General features: G+C 64.4%; 14 protein-coding genes. 7 read left to right on the top strand and 7 right to left on the bottom strand.

The annotated features are described in order from the left end of the window. Positions 1-13: 13 nt before the first annotated feature. Positions 14-1,174, bottom strand: a complete 1,161-nt coding sequence (locus ACGYLQ_RS13655) for a type III PLP-dependent enzyme (RefSeq protein WP_394443416.1) — start codon at positions 1,172-1,174, stop codon at positions 14-16. A gap of 100 nt (positions 1,175-1,274) precedes the next feature. Here ACGYLQ_RS13655 and ACGYLQ_RS13650 point away from each other — a divergent pair, with 100 nt between their 5' ends. Beyond that, positions 1,275-1,715, top strand: a complete 441-nt coding sequence (locus ACGYLQ_RS13650) for an Lrp/AsnC family transcriptional regulator (protein WP_394443415.1) — start codon at positions 1,275-1,277, stop codon at positions 1,713-1,715. 90 nt (positions 1,716-1,805) lie between these two features. Continuing rightward, on the top strand, positions 1,806-4,739 hold the full coding sequence (locus ACGYLQ_RS13645) for a valine--tRNA ligase (RefSeq protein WP_394443413.1): 2,934 nt from the start codon (positions 1,806-1,808) through the stop codon (positions 4,737-4,739). Between the two features lie 403 nt (positions 4,740-5,142). Here ACGYLQ_RS13645 and ACGYLQ_RS13640 read toward each other — a convergent pair whose 3' ends face one another. After that, the gene (locus ACGYLQ_RS13640; RefSeq protein ID WP_394443411.1) at positions 5,143-5,934 is read right to left on the bottom strand and encodes a crotonase/enoyl-CoA hydratase family protein; all 792 of its coding nucleotides are present in this window, start codon (positions 5,932-5,934) and stop codon (positions 5,143-5,145) included. Positions 5,935-6,053: 119 nt separating this feature from the next. Between ACGYLQ_RS13640 and ACGYLQ_RS13635 the strand changes: the two genes are divergently transcribed. After that, positions 6,054-7,157 (top strand): pyridoxal phosphate-dependent aminotransferase, encoded by a 1,104-nt coding sequence (locus ACGYLQ_RS13635; RefSeq protein WP_394443409.1) that lies wholly within the window; start codon positions 6,054-6,056, stop codon positions 7,155-7,157. Here ACGYLQ_RS13635 and ACGYLQ_RS13630 read toward each other — a convergent pair. Further along, complete coding sequence (locus tag ACGYLQ_RS13630) at positions 7,154-8,362, bottom strand: pyridoxal-phosphate-dependent aminotransferase family protein (RefSeq protein WP_394413002.1); 1,209 nt, start codon at positions 8,360-8,362, stop codon at positions 7,154-7,156. The genes ACGYLQ_RS13635 and ACGYLQ_RS13630 overlap by 4 nt on opposite strands. 233 nt (positions 8,363-8,595) lie before the next feature. Between ACGYLQ_RS13630 and ACGYLQ_RS13625 the strand changes: the two genes are divergently transcribed. Beyond that, a complete protein-coding gene (locus ACGYLQ_RS13625; protein WP_394443408.1) occupies positions 8,596-10,452 on the top strand; it encodes an ABC transporter ATP-binding protein in 1,857 nt (618 codons plus the stop codon). A gap of 32 nt (positions 10,453-10,484) precedes the next feature. Here the strand turns inward: ACGYLQ_RS13625 and ACGYLQ_RS13620 are convergent, their stop codons facing one another. Further along, positions 10,485-11,168, bottom strand: a complete 684-nt coding sequence (locus tag ACGYLQ_RS13620; RefSeq protein ID WP_394443407.1) for a TIGR04283 family arsenosugar biosynthesis glycosyltransferase — start codon at positions 11,166-11,168, stop codon at positions 10,485-10,487. A 64-nt stretch (positions 11,169-11,232) separates the two neighbouring features. On the opposite strand from ACGYLQ_RS13620, the gene ACGYLQ_RS13615 reads away from it, so the two are divergent. Continuing rightward, complete coding sequence (locus ACGYLQ_RS13615; RefSeq protein ID WP_394443406.1) at positions 11,233-11,979, top strand: YgfZ/GcvT domain-containing protein; 747 nt, start codon at positions 11,233-11,235, stop codon at positions 11,977-11,979. 86 nt (positions 11,980-12,065) lie between these two features. On the opposite strand, the gene efp is transcribed toward ACGYLQ_RS13615, so the two are convergent. Further along, complete coding sequence (gene efp, locus ACGYLQ_RS13610; RefSeq protein WP_067265157.1) at positions 12,066-12,629, bottom strand: elongation factor P; 564 nt, start codon at positions 12,627-12,629, stop codon at positions 12,066-12,068. 221 nt (positions 12,630-12,850) lie between these two features. On the opposite strand from efp, the gene ACGYLQ_RS13605 reads away from it, so the two are divergent. Next, entirely contained in the window at positions 12,851-13,171 is a 321-nt protein-coding gene (locus tag ACGYLQ_RS13605; protein WP_007120494.1) for a DUF6280 family protein, read from the top strand. 128 nt (positions 13,172-13,299) lie between these two features. After that, the gene (locus tag ACGYLQ_RS13600; RefSeq protein ID WP_394443405.1) at positions 13,300-14,757 is read left to right on the top strand and encodes a cobyric acid synthase; all 1,458 of its coding nucleotides are present in this window, start codon (positions 13,300-13,302) and stop codon (positions 14,755-14,757) included. Positions 14,758-14,789: 32 nt separating this feature from the next. On the opposite strand, the gene ACGYLQ_RS13595 is transcribed toward ACGYLQ_RS13600, so the two are convergent. Both ACGYLQ_RS13595 and ACGYLQ_RS13590 read right to left on the bottom strand, forming a co-directional pair. Next, the gene (locus ACGYLQ_RS13595) at positions 14,790-15,902 is read right to left on the bottom strand and encodes an S-(hydroxymethyl)glutathione dehydrogenase/class III alcohol dehydrogenase (protein ID WP_394443514.1); all 1,113 of its coding nucleotides are present in this window, start codon (positions 15,900-15,902) and stop codon (positions 14,790-14,792) included. Positions 15,903-15,992: 90 nt separating this feature from the next. Further along, complete coding sequence (locus tag ACGYLQ_RS13590; RefSeq protein WP_394419196.1) at positions 15,993-16,454, bottom strand: Lrp/AsnC family transcriptional regulator; 462 nt, start codon at positions 16,452-16,454, stop codon at positions 15,993-15,995. Positions 16,455-16,459: the final 5 nt, after the last annotated feature.

The raw sequence follows: 16,459 nt of genomic DNA, 5'->3' as shown, positions 1-16,459 counted from the left end.
AGTGTCCAGAGGCTCAGGCCGCCTTGCGGATAAGCGCGCCTTCAAGGCTTGAGACCAGTGTCACACCTGCCAACCCATAGCCGTTAAAGGCGGTCGACATGGCGATGGAATAGGCACCCATGCCGCCGAACAGGAGGTAATCCCCGGTCTGCGCATCCTCGGGCAGCGGCAGCCCATCGGGCAGACGGTCCAGCGAATCGCAGGTCGGGCCGAAAACCACGCGCGGCTTGGTCGCCCCCTCACGCCGCGTGCCATCGGGGCCGACCACATCGACAAGCCCCGAAAGCCCCATGTCGCGCAGATCGGGCAGCCCACCATAGATACCATCGTTCAGAAAGACGGTGCGCCCGTCGTTGCGCATCCCCTTGATGCGGGTGGCCAACACAGCGGCATCGGCCACCATCGCCCGGCCCGGCTCGCAGAGCAGCGCAGGCGCATCCGCGCCAAAGCTCTCGGCCAGCGCCGCTTTGACGGCGGCAAAGACGGCTCGGTGGTCTGGCGCATCAAATCCGCGGTCCACGGCGAAGCCCCCGCCGATGTTCAACCGGTCGATCGAGACACCGGCCATGCGCAGAATATCCGCCGCCGCATGGACATATTGCACCCAAGCCTGCGGATCGTTGCACTGCGTGCCGGGGTGGAAACACATCGACGGCGTGAACCCCATCTCGACCACCGCGCGCAATAGCGCCGCCGCCTCTTCAGGGGCCGCGCCGAATTTCGAGCCGAAGTCATAGGCCGCGCCCTTCACCGGCAAGGCGAAACGCACCGCCACCTCATTGTCGCGCGGCACGTCGCGCAGCTTGGCCAGTTCCGACATGTCGTCGACCGACCAGCTATAGACCCGCGCCGCGATCCCGGCCTCCACCTCTGAGGTCGAGCGCACGGGGTTGTTGTAATGCAGCACCGCCTGCGGGCAGACCGCCCGCACCGCCGCCATCTCTGCCGGGGAGGCGACATCGAAGGTGGTGATCCCCGCCGCGACAAGGTTCGACAGCACCTCCGCCCGGTCGTTCGCCTTGACCGCATAGGTTACCAGCCCGTCGAAATCCGCCTGAAACCGCCGCGCAGTGGCTTGCAGCACCGAAGGGGCCAGAAACAACACCGGCTTATCGGGGCTGTGTTTCGCCAAATAAGCTGCGGGACTGTCGGAAAGGGGGGCGATATGCTGCATGGGGGCCTCTTCACTGCTTTTCCCCAGTGAAGCGCGGATTTTGGTCGATTCATCGTGTCATACCGCCTAAAGTGATGCGAACTTTGGTCGAAGTGACGAAATGACAGCACAACTTGACGATACCGACCGCGCTTTGATCGCGGCGCTGCAATCCAACGCCCGCCAGCCGGTCGCCGATCTGGCGCGCGGTCTGGGTCTTGCCCGCACCACCATTCAGGCCCGGCTGGAACGGTTGGAACGCGGCGGCGCCATCCTCGGCTATACGCTGCGTTTGGGCGAAGCGGTCCGCGCGCCGCTGCATGCCACGGCGCTCGTCAATATCGAGCTGCGCGCGGGCCCCGCCGTCTTAGCGCGGCTGCGCAGCCTGCCTGCGGTGCAGGTGGTGCATACCACCTCGGGACGCTTCGACTTGCTGGTACAAATCGCGGCGCAGACCACGCAGGAGTTGGACGAGACCCTAGACCGCATCGGCGAGACCCGCGGCGTTAAGGGCAGTGAGAGCCTGATCCACCTCAGCACCAAGATCGACCGCAGCGGCTGAGCCCTGCCCCCGCGCCTCAAGCCCCTGTCAGGGGTCTTTCCCTTACCGCGCCAGAGCGCTAAACGGGGCGCAACAAAAGGGATCATGACCATGGCACTCGAAAAGACCTTCAACGCCGCCGAGGCGGAAAGCCGCATCTACGCCGATTGGGAGACCAAGGGCGCGTTCAAAGCGGGCGCGAATGCGCAGCGGGATGAGCATTTCTCGGTGATGATCCCGCCGCCGAATGTCACCGGCTCGCTGCACATGGGCCATGCCTTCAACAACACGCTGCAGGACATCCTCGTGCGCTGGCACCGGATGCAGGGGTTCGACACCCTCTGGCAGCCGGGTCAGGACCACGCAGGCATCGCCACACAGATGGTGGTGGAACGCGAGTTGGCCGCCACCGGCCAGCCCGGCCGTCGCGAGCTGGGCCGCGAAGCGTTTACCGCCAAGGTCTGGGAGCAAAAGCAGAAATCCGGCGGCACGATCATCGACCAGCTGCGCCGTCTGGGCGCCTCCTGCGACTGGTCGCGCAACGCCTTCACCATGTCCGGCGCCCCCGGTGCGCCCGAGGGGGAAGAGGGTAATTTCCACGACGCCGTCATCAAGGTCTTCGTGGATATGTACAACAAGGGGCTGATCTACCGCGGCAAGCGGCTGGTCAACTGGGACCCGCATTTCGAGACCGCGATCTCTGACCTTGAGGTCGAGAGCACCGAGGTCGACGGCCACATGTGGCATTTCAAGTATCCGCTGGCCGGGGGCGAGACCTATACCTACGTCGAGAAAGACGAGGACGGGAACACGCTCTTCGAAGAGACCCGCGACTATATCTCCATCGCCACCACACGGCCCGAAACCATGCTGGGCGACGGTGCTGTTGCAGTTCATCCATCGGATGAGCGTTACGCCTCAATCGTCGGGAAACTTTGCGAAATCCCGGTCGGCCCGAAAGAACAGCGCCGCCTCATCCCGATCATCACCGACGAATATCCGGACAAGAACTTCGGCTCCGGTGCGGTAAAGATCACCGGCGCGCATGACTTCAACGACTACGGCGTGGCCAAGCGCAACAACATCCCGCTCTACGCGCTGATGGACACCCAAGGCCGGATGCGCGCCGATGGCCTGCCCTACGATCAGGCCGCCGCGCGCGCGCAAGCCATCGCCGATGGTTCCGAAGCCGCGCCTGAGGACGCAACCGAGATCAACCTCGTGCCGGACGCCTACCGCGGCTTGGATCGTTTCGAGGCCCGCAAGCGCGTGGTCGAGGACGTGACCGCCGAGGGGCTCGCCGTGATGACCGAGGCGACCGATCCCCGCCTTGGCCGCGCCGCCAAGAAGGCCCCCGTCGAGCCCGGCGAGGGCGGCGAAATGCGCACCGAGGAAGAGAACCTCGTGCCGCTTGTCGAAGCCAAGAAGATCATGCAGCCCTTCGGCGACCGCTCCAAGGTGGTGATCGAGCCGATGCTGACCGACCAGTGGTTCGTCGCCACCGACAAGATCGTGCAGCCCGCCATCGACGCCGTGCGCTCGGGCGAAGTGACGATCCTGCCCGAACAAGACCGCAAGGTGTACTTCCACTGGCTGGAGAACATCGAGCCGTGGTGCATCTCGCGCCAGCTTTGGTGGGGCCACCAGATTCCGGTGTGGTTCGATGACGAGGGCAACGAATATTGCGCGCCCACCGAGGCAGAGGCGCAGGCCATGGCGCCCGGCAAAACTTTGCGCCGCGACCCCGATGTGCTCGACACGTGGTTCTCCTCCGGCCTCTGGCCGATCGGCACGCTGGGCTGGCCCGAGCAAACCGCTGAGCTGAAAAAATACTTCCCCACCTCCGTGCTGGTCACCGGCTTTGACATCATCTTCTTCTGGGTCGCCCGGATGATGATGATGCAATATGCCGTGGTCGACCAAAAACCCTTCGACACCGTCTATGTCCACGCGCTGGTGCGTGATGAGAAGGGCAAGAAGATGTCGAAGAGCTTGGGCAATGTGCTCGACCCGCTGGAGCTGATCGACGACTACGGCGCCGATGCCGTACGCTTTACCCTGACCTCGATGGCCGCCATGGGGCGCGACCTGAAGCTCTCGACGCAGCGCATCGCGGGCTACCGCAACTTCGGCACCAAGCTGTGGAACGCGCATCGCTTCGCCGAGATGAACGGCGTCTTCGACGCGATGCCCGCCGGGATGCCGCAGCCCACCGCCACGCTGAACAAGTGGATCGTGGGCGAGACCGCCCGCGTGCGCGAGGAGGTTGACGCCGCACTCGGCAACTTCCGCTTCAACGACGCGGCCAATGCGCTTTATGCCTTCGTCTGGGGCAAGGTCTGCGACTGGTACGTGGAGCTTTCCAAGCCGCTGTTGCAGGACGACGCCCCCGAGGCCGAAGAGACCCGCGCCACCATGGCCTGGGTGCTGGAGCAATGCCTGATTCTGCTGCACCCGATCATGCCCTTCATCACCGAGGAGCTGTGGCAGACCACCGCCAAGCGCGATGAGCTGCTGGCCCTCACCGATTGGCCCGCCTACACCACCGCCGATCTGCTCGATGCCGACGCCGACCGGGAGCTTAACTGGGTGATCGGCCTCATCGAAAGCATCCGCTCCGCCCGTCAGCAGATGCATGTGCCCGCCGGGCTGAAGGTGCCGATGCTGGTGACCGAGATGGACGAGGCGGCACAAGGTGCATGGGACCGCAACGAGGTGATGATCAAGCGTCTGGCGCGGGTCGAGAGCCTTGAGCGGAGCGACAGCTTCCCGAAAGGCACCGTCTCGATCGCCGCCCCGGGGGCGAGCTTCGGCCTGCCCTTGGCCGGTCTCATCGACATCGATGCTGAGAAGGCGCGTCTGCAGAAATCGCTCGACAAGCTGGGTAAGGAGATCGGTGGGCTGAAGGGGCGTTTAAATAACCCCAAGTTCGCCGCCTCCGCGCCGGAAGAGGTCGTGGCCGAAGCGCAGGCGAACCTCGCGGCGCGTCAGGAAGAGGCGGACCAGTTGCAGGCGGCACTGGACCGGTTGGCCGAGCTGGGCTGAGACCAACAAAGCCGGGCAGCGCCAGACCGCGGGATGGCGCTGCATAGGGGGCAGTTGGGCAGTTTATCTCTGCCACGTTTATGCCAAGTTCGCAGGAATGTACTTCGATTGCCGAAGCGCCAGCCCGTTCGGGCGGTCTGGCGCTGCCCGGCGGCCTTGCGGCCTTGATTCCGGGCTGTTGCGAGACAGGCAATCGGCGTGCAAGCCGGGGGGTGCCAGACCGCGGGTTGGCGCATCTGACGCGCCAGTTGGGCAGTTTATCCCCGTAGCACTTACGCCAAGCTCACAGGACGGCACTCCGATTGCGAAAACGCCAGCCCGTCCGGGCGGTCTGGCGCTGCCCGGCGGCCTGCGGCCTTGCTTCCGGGCTGTCAGGCGCAACGCAAATGCCGCGCTTGCCGTCCTACTTGAACACCGTGGGCCGTTTGCCGAACTCCGCCGCGATCACCTCCATCTGCTCGGGTTTGCCCAGCAGGGCTGCCTGCTCACGCGACTCGGCCAAGAGCACCTCCGCATCCGACGCGCCCGTCTCTGCATATCCGATCAACCGCTTCGCCGTGCGGATCGCATTCGGCCCCTTGCCCGCAATCACCTGCGCCAGTTCCAGCGCCGCTGCCTGCGGGTCTTCGGCCACCTCGGTCACCAGCCCCCAACGCTCCGCCTGCGCGGCGTCCACCGGCGCGGCGGTATAGGTCAGCCGCCGTAACACGTCCGACCGCACCAGCCGCGGCAGCAGCACCATACCGCCCATATCCGGCACGATGCCCCATTTCATCTCCATCACCGCAAGCTTCGTATCCGGCGCGGCAATCCGAATATCCGCCCCAAGCGCCAGCTGCATCCCGGCGCCGAAAACCACCCCATGCAGCGCCGCGATGACCGGGATTTCCAAACGGTGCCAAACCATCGACACCTCTTGCCATTTGTTCGTCGTGCCTTCGCCATGGCTGCGGGGCATGATCAACGCCTCGACATCCTGCCCCAGCATCCCCGAGCGCCCGCCAATATCAATGCCCGCGCAAAAGCCTTTGCCCTCGCCCGAGAGCAGCACCACCCGGGCGTCCGAAGCCGCAACCTCCTGCCCTGCCGCGATGATCGCTTCGATCATCTCATCATCCACCGCGTTCATCTTGTCGGCGCGGGTGAGGGTCACATAGGCGATATGGTCTTCGATCCGGGTGGTGACGCGGGGCATGGCTGTTCTCCTGAATGTTTGGCGCAGTTCAGCGCAGATCATCGCGCGGCACCAGCAAAACGTGGCGGCAGGTGCTGCGGCACTTGCCCTCTCACGGGCCCGCCCCTACACCTTGGCGCATGACATATGCACGCCTCACCCCCCTCGCCCAACGCCTGCCCGCCAATGTCCCCTTCGTGGGCCCCGAAGCGCAGGAGCGCGTCCTTGGCCGCCCCTTCAAAGCGCGGCTTGGCGCCAATGAAAACGTCTTTGGCCCCTCGCCCCGCGCCATCGCGGCCATGGCAGAGACCGAGATGTGGAAATACGGCGATTCTGAAAGCGTGGAGTTGCGCGCGGCGCTGGCCGAACTGCACGGCATCTCCCCTGCGAACATCATCGTCGGCGAAGGGATCGACGGGCTGCTGGGCTATCTCGTCCGTCTGCTGGTGGGCGAAGGCGATGCGGTGGTGACCTCCGAAGGCGCCTACCCAACCTTCAACTACCACGTCACGGGCTTTGGCGGCGTGCTGCACAAGGTGCCCTACCGCGACGATCACGAAGACCCGGCGGCGCTTTTTGCCAAGGCGGCGGAGGTGGACGCCAAGCTCGTCTACCTCGCGAACCCCGACAACCCGATGGGCACCTGGCACGAAGGCGCGGCACTGGCACGCGCGCTCGACGACCTGCCCCAAGGCAGCCTGCTGTTGCTGGATGAAGCCTATATCGAATGCGCCCCCGAAGGCACCGCACCCGCGCTTTCCGCTGATGACCCGCGGGTGATCCGGATGCGGACCTTCTCCAAAGCCTACGGCCTTGCCGGCGCGCGGATCGGCTATGCCATCGCCGCGCCCGAGTTGATCACCGCCTTTCACAAGGTCCGCAACCACTTCGGCCTGAACCGCGCGGCGCAGGCGGGGGCTTTGGCGGCGGTGCAAGATCAGAGCTACCTGAAAGAGGTTCAGACCAAGATCGCCGAGGCGCGCCGCCGGATCGCCCAAATCGCCGAAGAAAACGGGCTCAGCACCCTCCCCTCTGCCGCCAATTTCGTCGCCGTCGACTGTGGCCGCGATGGTGCCTTCGCAAAGGCGGTACTCGACGCGCTGGTGGCGCGGGGGATCTTCGTGCGCATGCCCTTTGCCGCCCCGCAAAACCGCTGCATCCGCATCAGTTGCAGCACGGCGGAGGAGCTGGATCACTTCGCCGCCGCCTTGCCCGAGGCTTTAGCCGACGCGCGCGGGGCCTAAGCCCCGCCGATCACCTCCGCCGCCGCTTGCAAGGCGCCCGGGCCGTGGTCGATTTTCAGCGCGGAAAGCCCGGCTTCGATCCCGCCGAGCAGCCCCATGATCATATGGCCGTTCACATGGCCCATATGGCCAAGGCGGAAGAACCCGTGCCACGCAGGCTCCCCCGGCAGGGCCATGCCCAGCCCCACGCCCAGTGTGAGACCGAGATTGCCCTGCACCCAATCGCGCAACTCGGTCGCATGGGGCGCTTGCAGCCGCAGCGCGGTGACGGCATGGCTGCGCAGGGCGCGGTCTTCGATGTTGAACCGCAGGCTGCCCTCAGCCGACCACGCCTCACAGGCGGCCCAAACCGCGCGGGCCAGCGTTTCATGGCGCTGCCAGACCTGTTCGATCCCTTCCTCATGGATGATGTCGAGGGCGGCGCGCAGGCCATAAAGGTGATGCGTCGGTGCCGTGCCGCCGTGGTATTGATAAAACTCCTGCGCATGGGCGCGCGGCGACCAGTCCCAATAGCGGCTCACGCGGGGCAGACGCGCGCGGGCTTCCTCGGCCCGGTCGTTGAAAAAGACGAAGGCCATGCCCGGCGGCACCATCAGCCCCTTTTGCGAAGCGGTGACCATGACATCGACACCCCAGGCGTCCATCTCAAAGCGCTCACAGCCCAATGACGCGATGCAATCGGCCATCAAGAGCGCGGGATGGCCCGCCTCATCCAACAGGCGGCGCAGGCCCGGCACATCGTTGCGGACCGAGCTTGAGGTGTCCACATGAACCGCCATCACCGCCTTGATCTGATGACCGCTGTCGGCCTTCAAACGCTCGGCCACTTGCGCGAGATCGACGGGCGCGTTGCGGCCAAAGTCGAGGATATCCACCTCCGCCCCCAGCCCCGTTGCCATTTCGGCCCAGCCATGGCCGAAACGCCCCGTGGCCAGCACCAGCACCCGGTCGCCGGGGGCTATGACATTGCTCAGCGCGGCTTCCCAAGCGCCGTGGCCGTTGCTGATATACATCGCCACATGACGATCTGTACGCGCCACGCGCTTCAGGTCAGCGGCCAGCGCAGGCATCATCTCAACCAACTCGCCTTCATAGATATTGGGGGCCGCGCGGTGCATCGCGCTCAGCACCGCGTCGGGCATGACCGAGGGGCCGGGAATGGCGAGGTACGAACGACCGGGGGCGAGTTTATTCTGCTTTGTCATGATATTGGCTGCCGTTTTGAAAATGCGTGACCGGGGGACGGTCGGGCGCAGCTTACTGCCCGGCAGGCCGGGGTCAACACGCGATCGGACCTTAGGTAAGGCGCGCCCCCGCGCCGCCCTTCCACGCGCGCAGGCTACCCCCTGCCCGCCTTGCCCGACCTGCGCGATGGCTTGCCCTGCCTGCGCGGCTTTCGTACACGGGATCCGACTGCCCAAAAGGATCAGGCACCGGTATGAATGATGACAGTTACACCTCCGCGCAGTTGATGCGCTGGCTTTGGCGGGACTATCTAAAGAAACACACCGGTCTGATGGCCATCGCGGTGATCTTCATGATCATCGAAGGCTCCACCTTGGGCGTGCTGGCGAAACTGATGGAGCCGATGTTCGACCGCGTCTTCGTCGGCGGCGACCGCGGGGCGCTGGTCTGGGTCGGGCTGGTGCTGGTGGCGATCTTTGCGCTGCGGGCGCTCGCCACGGTGGTGCAAAAGGTGCTGCTGACCCGCGTAGCACAGCGCACGGCAGCGGATCTGCGCATCGACCTGCTTGACCGGATGATGCAGCAAGACGGCGCCTTTCACCAAAACCACCCGCCCGGCTTTCTGGTGCAACGCGTGCAATCGGATGTGAATGCGGTAGGTAATGTTTGGCGGGCGTTCATAACCGGCGCGGGGCGCGATCTGGTGGGGCTGGTGATCCTCATGGGCGTGGCCATCGCGATTGACCCGATCTGGGCGCTTCTGGCGATGGTCGGCGTGCCGCTGATGGTGCTGCCCGCCGCCATCGCCCAGCGTTTCGTCCGCGCCCGCTCCCGCGAGGCGCGCGACATCGGGGCCAGCCTCTCGACCCGGCTGGACGAGGTTTTCCACGGCATCGTACAAATCAAGCTCAACGCGCTAGAGGACTACCAAGCCCGGCAATACCGCGAATTGACGCGCACCTTTATTCGCACCGAAGTCCGTGCCGCCTTTGGCAACTCCGCGATCCCGGCGATGATCGACATCATGTCGGGCATCGGCTTCATGGCCGTGATCGTCTACGGCGGGTCCGAGATCATCGCGGGCAACAAGACCATTGGCGAGTTCATGACTTTCTTCACCTCGCTGGGGTTCATGTTCTCCCCCCTGCGCCGCCTTGGTGCGATCAGCGGCCTATGGCAGATGGCCGCCGCCGCGCTGGAACGGATCAAAGAGTTGCTCGACGCGCCCCTGCATTTGCGCAGCCCGGACAAAGCGCAGGCCGCGCCCGATGGCCCGCCGGACGTGACCCTGACAGATGTCTCGCTCTCCTACGGCGACACGAAGGTGTTGAACGGCTTGGACCTGACCGCGAAAGCGGGCCAGACGACCGCGCTGGTCGGGGCCTCGGGGGCGGGGAAATCGACCATCTTCAACCTGCTCACCCGGCTGGTGGACCCACAAAGCGGCAGCGTGCGGATCGGCGGGGTCGACACCAGCGCGATGACCATACCGGACCTGCGCGGCCTCTTCTCTGTCGTGACGCAGGAAGCGCTTTTGTTCGATGAAACACTGCGCGAAAACATCGTGCTGGGCCGCGAGAATGTCACCGATGAAGAGCTCGACCGGGTGCTGAAAGCCGCCCATGTGGCGGACTTCCTGCCGCAGTTGGAACAGGGGCTGGAAACCCGCGTCGGCCCGCGCGGCTCGGCCCTGTCGGGCGGGCAGCGCCAGCGCGTGGTGATCGCCCGCGCCCTGCTACGCGACACGCCGATCCTGCTGCTGGATGAGGCCACCAGCGCCCTTGATGCCCAATCCGAGCAGGTGGTGCAGGATGCGCTTGATCGCCTCGCCAAGGGGCGCACCACCATCGTCATCGCGCACCGGCTGTCGACCATCCGCCGCGCGGATAAGATCGTGGTGATGGACCGGGGCCGCGTCACCGACGAGGGCACCCATGACGAGCTGATGGAACGCGGCGGCATCTATGCCGATCTCTACCGCCTGCAATATCGCGACGGAAAGACCGTATCGGATGCCCGCGGTCTCAGCGCCCTCTCCGCGAAGAAACGCCGCGAAAGGGCGCGCCAGCCCAATCTGCTCCAACGGATCGGGGCGGCGTTCTTTAACTGAATGCGCGGGGCGTGGGCAAACCCGCGCCCCTTTCACGAACGCCGGTAGCTTTCGGCGAGCGCTTCGGGGCTGGACCCCATCGCATAGCGCGCCAGCGTCCAGAGATTGCGCCCGCCCCGCCGCAGCCAGCCCTGACGGCGGTATTTCTCGGCACTGGTCACGGCGACGCCATTGAGCCGGGTCAAGCGACCGCGCAGGGCGCGGGCGAGCGCCACATCCTCCATCAGCGGCTGATTGGGATAGCCGCCCACCGCGTCATAAAGCGCGCGGGGCAAAAGCAGCCCCTGATCCCCATAGGGCAGGCCAAGAGCGCTGCGCAGGTTCGCCCAGCTTGCCACCAAACGCGGCGCCAAACCGCGCTGATCGAAGCGCAGGCGGAACCACCCCGCCCCTTCGGCCCTGTGCGCCCTGTGGTCCTGCACCGCATCGCTCCAGCCCGGGGCCAGCACCGTGTCGGCGTGCAGCACCAAGAGCCACGCGCCCTGCGCCGCATCACACCCACGCCGCAACTGCCCGCCCCGCGAAGGCGCGCCCGAGACGACCTCAGCCCCCCAGCCTTCGGCCAGCGCGCGCGTGCCATCCGTGGAGCCGCCATCGCTCAAGATCACCTCGCGGATCAGCCCGGCCTGCAAGCCTTCGACCAAAGCGGCGAGGCAAGCGGGCAGCGCCGTGGCCGCGTTGAGGCTGGGAATGACGACAGAGATCGGCGCGCGCATGGTTGCCCCTTTTGGATGGCTTTGACAGGTTATATGTCATGGCCAGCAATCAAAGGACACCCGCATGACCCCGCGCCGCATTCTGCGCCTCTCCGGCCCCGACACCCGCGACTTTTTGCAAGGAATCGTGACCAATGATGTCGGCAAACTGGACCAAGCCCCGGTCTATGCCGCCCTGCTGACGCCGCAGGGCAAATATATGGCCGATTTCTTTCTGATCGCCGATGGCGAAGACGTTCTGCTGGACGTGGATGAAAGCCTTGGCGATATGCTGAACCAGCGGCTGTCGATGTACAAATTGCGCGCCAAGGTAACGATCACCCCCAGCGATCTGCACCTGCACCGCGGCACCGGGCCTGCGCCCGACGACGCCCTAGCCGATCCGCGGCATCCTGAGATGGGCTGGCGGGCCTATCGCGACATGCCGCAAACCGAGGACGCGACCGATTGGGACGCTCTGCGCGTGGCGCATCTGATCCCCGAGACGGGGATCGAACTCACCCCCGATACCTTTATCCTTGAGGCGGGGTTTGATCGGATCAACGGGCTGGATTTCCGCAAAGGCTGCTATGTCGGCCAAGAGGTGACCGCCCGGATGAAACACAAGACCGAGTTGCGCAAAGGGCTGACCCGGGTCGAGGTCAGCGGCAGCGCCGCCCCCGGCACGGCAATCACGGCAGAGGGCAAACCCGCGGGCACGCTCTACACCCAATCGGGCGGTCAGGCTTTGGCGCATCTGCGGTTCGATCGTGCCAAAGGCCCGATGCAGGCCGAAGGCGCAGAGGTCACTTGGCCCGGCCCCGCGACCTGAGCACCGCGCGCCGCTGAAAGGCCCCCACGAAACAAAAAGCCCCGGCAAAACCGGGGCTGATCTCCTTTACCAAAGATGACGTCGCGTCAGGCGCGTTCGACATATTCCATGGTTTCCGTGTTCACGACGATGTCTTCGTCTTGGCCCACGAAGGGCGGCACGGTGATCTTCACACCGTTGTCGAGCACGGCAGGCTTGAAGGAATTCGCCGCTGTCTGGCCCTTCACCACCGGCTCAGTCTCGGCCACTTTGCAGGTCACCTTCTGCGGCAGGGAGGCGTTCAGCGCCTCTTCCTCGTGATATTCGACCACGATCATCATGCCGTCCTGCAAGAAGGGGCGACGCTCGCCCAAAAGCTCGGCAGGCAGCTGCACCTGCTCATAGGTTTCGGTGTCCATCACCACCAGCATACCGTCATCTTCATACAGAAATTGCTGGTCTTTTTGCTCCAAACGCACGCGCTCGACCTTATCGGCGGAACGGAAGCGTTCGTTCAATTTAGAGCCGTTGCGCAGGTTGCGCATCTCGACTTGGGCAAAGGCGCCGCCCTTGCCGGGCTTCACGTGATCGACCTTCACAGCCGCCCAGAGGCCACCGTTATGTTCAAGGACGTTTCCGGGGCGGATCTCGTTTCCGTTAATCTTGGGCATGTGACAAAACCACGACATAAGGTTGATGATATGATGTTCGGGTCTATATCGGGAGGGATGGTCCCCTGCAAGCAGGCGTTATTCTCTGCTGCCACACCAACTAGATATGCGCAAGCTGCATGGGAGATATGCTAAATAGAGGTATCCGAATCAAAAGATATCCGTCATAAGGGCCTCCACGCCCGAATGACAAGAGCAAGAATAATCGAAAGGACGACGAGATGAAAGATTTCGTTGATGGCACCGCTTTCAACAACGAGCAAGGCAACCGCGCACGCAAGCTCTTTGCTGCTGTGGTGCTAGCTGCTTTGGATGACGCAATTGCCGACGACAAGAAATATGGCAACGGCCCTGAACAGATCGCCCGCTGGGCCCGCTCGCGCGATGGCCGCGAGGTTCTGAGCTGTGCCGGTATCGACCCCAACGAGCGGGTCGTCGAAGGTTTGATGGAATTCGTCGGCAAAGGCGTGCGGACCTCCGTCGCCCTGTCGCGTGAAGAATCCGAGCGCCGCAATGCCGCGCTTCAGGCCGAAGCCGCCTAAGACATATTCGCCAAGCGGCGCAATTGACGCAGCCTTCGGGCTGCGTTTTTTTGTGTCTGCCCCTTGGCGATGGGCTTCCCCCTGCCCCTGATTTGCGCCAATTTGCGCGAAACCAAGGGCACGCTGACATGACCAAAGCCATTATGATCCAAGGCACCGGCAGCAATGTCGGCAAGTCGATGATCGTCGCCGGATTGATCCGCGCCTGCACCCGGCGTGGCCTGCGTGTGCGCCCTTTCAAACCGCAGAACATGTCCAACAACGCCGCCGTCACTGAAGACGGGGGCGAGATTGGCCGCGCGCAGGCGTTGCAGGCCCGCGCGGCGGGCGTGGCCCCGCATACGGATATGAACCCGGTGCTGCTGAAACCCCAGAGCGCCACGGGCGCGCAGGTGGTGGTGCAAGGCAGGATCGCAGGCCAGCAAGAGGCGCGGGAATTTGGCCGCAACAAAGCCAGCCTGATGCCCGCGGTGCTGCAATCTTTTCACCGTTTGGCCGAAAGCTGCGACCTGATCGTGATCGAGGGCGCGGGCTCTCCGGCTGAGACTAACCTGCGAGCGGGCGACATCGCCAATATGGGCTTTGCCCGCGCCGCCGGCGTGTCGGTGGTGCTGATGGGCGACATCGACCGCGGCGGGGTGATCGCGCAGATCGTCGGCACACAGGCCGTGCTCTCCCCCGAGGATAACGCGCTGATCCGCGGCTTTGCGGTGAACAAATTCCGCGGAGACCGCAGCCTCTTTGACGCAGGGCGCGATGACATCGCCGCGCGTACCGGCTGGCCGAGCCTTGGGGTGATCCCGTGGTTCGACGCGGCCCACCGCCTGCCCGCCGAAGACGTGATGGACCTGCCCGCCCGTGCCCGCTCTGGCGGGTCGGGTTGCGTTATCGCCGTGCCGCGCCTGCCCCGGATCGCCAATTTCGATGACCTCGACCCGCTGGCGGCTGAGCCGGGCGTCGACCTGCGGATGATCATGCCGGGCAGCCCTTTGCCCACCGTGGCCGATCTGGTGCTGATGGTCGGCAGTAAATCCACGATCTCCGACCTCGAAGCCTTCCGGGCCGAAGGATGGGACATCGACCTTGCCGCCCATATCCGGCGCGGCGGCCATGTGCTGGGCCTTTGCGGAGGCTATCAGATGCTGGGCAAGACCATCACCGACCCCGAGGGGATCGAAGGCCCGGCGGCGCGGGTGGCGGGGCTGGGGCATCTGGACGTGGAAACCACGATGGCCCCGCTAAAACATCTGTCGGAAAAGTCCGGCCAGCACCCCGCCAGCGGCAGCGCCCTCACCGGCTATGAGATCCATATCGGAGAGACCACCGGCCCCGATTGCGCCCGCGCGTGGCTGACTTTCGACGGCACGCCCGAGGGCGCGGCCTCCCCTTCGGGCCGGGTGCAGGGCTGCTATATGCATGGGATTTTCAGCTCGGATGCCTTCCGCCGTGCCTATCTTGGTGGCTTCGGCGTCACCTCATCGCTGGATTTTGAAACCGGCGTGGATGATGCGCTCGACGCGCTGGCCGATCATGTCGAGACCTATATGGATGTCGACCTGTTCCTCTCCCTCGCGGCAGAGGTCTAGGCTGGAGAGCGCGCAGCCCTCCAGCCTCGTATTTAAAACTCGACGACCGCGCGGATCGATTCACCTTTGTGCATCAATTCAAAGCCTTCGTTGATCTGATCCAAAGTCAGTTTGTGGGTGATCATCGGGTCGATCTCAATCTTGCCGTTCATGTACCAATCCACGATCTTGGGCACATCCGTCCGCCCCTTGGCCCCGCCAAAGGCGGTGCCGCGCCAGACCCGACCGGTGACCAGTTGGAAAGGCCGCGTCGAAATCTCGGCCCCCGCGGGTGCCACGCCGATGATGATGCTCTCGCCCCAGCCCTTATGCGCGCATTCCAGCGCGTCGCGCATGACTTTGGTGTTGCCCGTGGCGTCAAAAGAGTAATCGGCGCCGCCCTTGGTCAGTTCGACCAGATGCCCCACCAGATCGCCGTCAACTTTCGAGGGGTTCACGAAATCGGTCATGCCAAAGTAACGCGCGGCCTCTTCCTTGTCGTCGTTCAGGTCAACGCCCACGATCTGATCCGCCCCGGCCATGCGCAGGCCCTGAATGACGTTCAGCCCGATGCCGCCCAGCCCAAAGACCACGCAGCGCGCGCCAAGCTCAACCTTGGCGGTGTTGATCACCGCGCCGATGCCTGTGGTGACGCCGCAGCCGATGTAGCAAATCTTGTCAAAAGGCGCGTCCTTGCGCACTTTCGCCAACGCGATTTCAGGCACCACGGTGTGATTGGCGAAGGTCGAACAGCCCATGTAGTGGTGGATCGGCGTGCCATCCAGCATCGAGAAGCGGGTCGTGCCATCGGGCAGCTTACCTTGGCCTTGGGTCACGCGGATCGCCTGACACAGGTTGGTTTTGCCGCTCAGGCAATACTCGCACTCCCGGCATTCTGGCGTGTAGAGCGGGATGACGTGATCGCCCGGCTCCAGCGTGGTGACACCCTCGCCCACTTCCAGCACGACGCCCGCCCCCTCATGGCCGAGGATGGCGGGGAAGATGCCTTCGGGGTCGTCGCCCGAGCGGGTGAACTCATCGGTGTGACACAGGCCGGTCGCCTTGATCTCGACCAAGACCTCGCCCCGTTTCGGGCCTTCGAGGTTCACCTCCATGATTTCAAGCGGTTTGCCGGCTTCCACGGCAACGGCGGCACGGGTTCTCATCATGGGTCTCTCCTTCGGGTGTGATCTCTGCTGCTTTATGAAGCACGCAAGCGGCAAATGTCCAACGCAGAAAACGCCGCCCTGATCGCCTCAACCGGTAATCGGCGCGTCGGATTTTATCTGCCGCAGGATCACATTCGTCGTGGCCGAATTCACCGCCGGATGCAGGAACAAAAAGCTCTCCAAAAAGGCGTTATAGGCGTCGATATCGCGGCACAGCACGCGCAGGTGATAATCCGCTTGGCCCGTGGTGGCGAAACATTCCGTCACCTCCGTCCGGCTTTGGATCGCGCGGATGAAACTGGCGAGGGCCGAGGCGTCATGCCGGGTCAGATGCACATGCACCATCGCCTCGAACCCCAGCCCCATCGCCTTGGGGTCGACCACGGCGGCGTAGCGTTTGATCACCCCCGCCTGCTCCAACGCCTTGACCCGCCGCCAGCAGGCGGAAGCGGAAATGTTCAGCTTTTCGGCCAGTTGTGCGTTGGGCAGGCGCGAATCCTGCTGAAGCAGGAATACAAGCTGCCGGTCCGTCGCGTCCATTTCAGTCATCGGAT

This window comes from Sulfitobacter sp. 1A12779 (assembly GCF_043557315.1).
Taxonomy (GTDB): Bacteria; Pseudomonadota; Alphaproteobacteria; order Rhodobacterales; family Rhodobacteraceae; genus Sulfitobacter; species Sulfitobacter faviae.
This window is presented reverse-complemented; position numbering and strand designations above follow the sequence as displayed.

Excerpts from the sequence above, each read along its gene's own strand:
- efp (WP_067265157.1), bottom strand. The coding sequence starts at position 12,629 with ATGCCCAAGATTAACGGAAACGAGATCCGCCCCGGAAACGTCCTTGAA.
- ACGYLQ_RS13630 (WP_394413002.1), bottom strand. The coding sequence starts at position 8,362 with ATGACAAAGCAGAATAAACTCGCCCCCGGTCGTTCGTACCTCGCCATT.
- ACGYLQ_RS13600 (WP_394443405.1), top strand. The coding sequence starts at position 13,300 with ATGACCAAAGCCATTATGATCCAAGGCACCGGCAGCAATGTCGGCAAG.
- ACGYLQ_RS13620 (WP_394443407.1), bottom strand. The coding sequence starts at position 11,168 with ATGCGCGCGCCGATCTCTGTCGTCATTCCCAGCCTCAACGCGGCCACG.
- ACGYLQ_RS13590 (WP_394419196.1), bottom strand. The coding sequence starts at position 16,454 with ATGACTGAAATGGACGCGACGGACCGGCAGCTTGTATTCCTGCTTCAG.
- ACGYLQ_RS13635 (WP_394443409.1), top strand. The coding sequence starts at position 6,054 with ATGACATATGCACGCCTCACCCCCCTCGCCCAACGCCTGCCCGCCAAT.
- ACGYLQ_RS13595 (WP_394443514.1), bottom strand. The coding sequence starts at position 15,902 with ATGAGAACCCGTGCCGCCGTTGCCGTGGAAGCCGGCAAACCGCTTGAA.
- ACGYLQ_RS13615 (WP_394443406.1), top strand. The coding sequence starts at position 11,233 with ATGACCCCGCGCCGCATTCTGCGCCTCTCCGGCCCCGACACCCGCGAC.
- ACGYLQ_RS13655 (WP_394443416.1), bottom strand. The coding sequence starts at position 1,174 with ATGCAGCATATCGCCCCCCTTTCCGACAGTCCCGCAGCTTATTTGGCG.
- ACGYLQ_RS13605 (WP_007120494.1), top strand. The coding sequence starts at position 12,851 with ATGAAAGATTTCGTTGATGGCACCGCTTTCAACAACGAGCAAGGCAAC.
- ACGYLQ_RS13645 (WP_394443413.1), top strand. The coding sequence starts at position 1,806 with ATGGCACTCGAAAAGACCTTCAACGCCGCCGAGGCGGAAAGCCGCATC.
- ACGYLQ_RS13650 (WP_394443415.1), top strand. The coding sequence starts at position 1,275 with ATGACAGCACAACTTGACGATACCGACCGCGCTTTGATCGCGGCGCTG.
- ACGYLQ_RS13625 (WP_394443408.1), top strand. The coding sequence starts at position 8,596 with ATGAATGATGACAGTTACACCTCCGCGCAGTTGATGCGCTGGCTTTGG.
- ACGYLQ_RS13640 (WP_394443411.1), bottom strand. The coding sequence starts at position 5,934 with ATGCCCCGCGTCACCACCCGGATCGAAGACCATATCGCCTATGTGACC.